The 1,155-nt window shown below is 68.3% G+C and carries 2 protein-coding genes; both read left to right on the forward strand.

Annotated features, from left to right (window positions below):
* Positions 1 to 66 precede the first annotated feature (66 nt).
* Positions 67 to 606, forward strand: coding sequence for a winged helix-turn-helix domain-containing protein (locus ACFYM2_RS34750; protein WP_359009147.1), 540 nt, complete (start codon positions 67 to 69; stop codon positions 604 to 606).
* Positions 603 to 1,130, forward strand: coding sequence for a transposase (locus tag ACFYM2_RS34755; protein ID WP_359009149.1), 528 nt, complete (start codon positions 603 to 605; stop codon positions 1,128 to 1,130). The genes ACFYM2_RS34750 and ACFYM2_RS34755 overlap by 4 nt, the downstream gene beginning before the upstream one ends.
* The last annotated feature ends 25 nt before the right edge of the window (positions 1,131 to 1,155 follow it).

Below are 1,155 nucleotides of genomic sequence, written 5' to 3' on the forward strand. Positions count from 1 at the left end.
TACTGACCTTCAAAGCGTGGTGTCGTAGGGGCTGACGGACCATGATCCCTGCGGTACGCCAAGTGCATGAGGTATGCGCAAGGGGGCGGGCTGACCGACGAAAGGCGGGTCTTCCGCGAAAGGTTGCGGTTGGAGGCGGCCGAGCGGTTCCCGCAGGGTGACGAGAACGCAGTCATCGCTCACGACCTGCGGGTCAGCGTCCGGTCGGTACAGCGGTGGCGCAAGGCCTGGTCTCAGGACGGGCCGAGAGCCCTGGCCTCGAAGGGGCCGGCGTCGCTGCCGCTGCTGAGCGACGAACTGTTCGCCGCCCTCGAGCGTGAGCTGCTCAAGGGCCCGGTCGCGCATGGCTGGCCGGACCAGACCTGGACGCTGTCTCGGATCAAGACCCTGATCGGGCGACGGTTTCACAAGAGCTACACAGTCCAGGGCGTCGCCGCGCTGCTCAGGCGGCATGGCTGGACCTGCCAGGTTCCTGCCCGCCGTGCCATCGAGCGAGACGAGGCGGCGATGGCCGGCTGGATGAAGGAGACCTGGCCCCAGGTGGAAGGACCGTGGCGGCGCTCGACGCCTGGCTCGTCTTTGAGGACGAGGCCGGATTCTCGATGACGCCGCCGACCACCCGCACCTGGTCCCGCCGCGGCCGCACCCCTGTGATCCGCGTCCGGGGCCGCTCCCGCCGCCGCTTATCGGTAGCAGCCCTGGCCTGCTACAAGGCCGGCGAACGCTCACGGCTGATCTACCGACCCTGCCCAGACGCCCGCCCCGACGGGCGCAAAAGCTTCTCCTGGAAGGACTACCGCGACCTGATCCAGACCGCCCACCAGCAGCTCGGCGGCCCGATCGTGCTGGTCTGGGACAATCTCAACACCCACCTGACTGCCGGAATGCGGCGCTACATCGACGCCCGCGACTGGCTCACCGTCTTCCAACTGCCGCCCTACGCACCTGACCTCAACCCGGTCGAAGGCATCTGGTCCGTCCTGCGACGCACCACCACAGCCAACCGAGCCTTCGCCGACCCCGACGACCTGATCACCGCCGTCCGGCGCGGCCTCCGCCAGCTCCAGTACCGCCACGACGTCCTCAACGGCTGCCTCACCGGCACCGGCCTCCGACGCCAGCCACCATGACGACATCACGCATTCAAGGTCAGTA

The organism is Streptomyces sp. NPDC006711 (genome assembly GCF_042869775.1).
Taxonomy (GTDB): Bacteria; Actinomycetota; Actinomycetes; order Streptomycetales; family Streptomycetaceae; genus Streptomyces.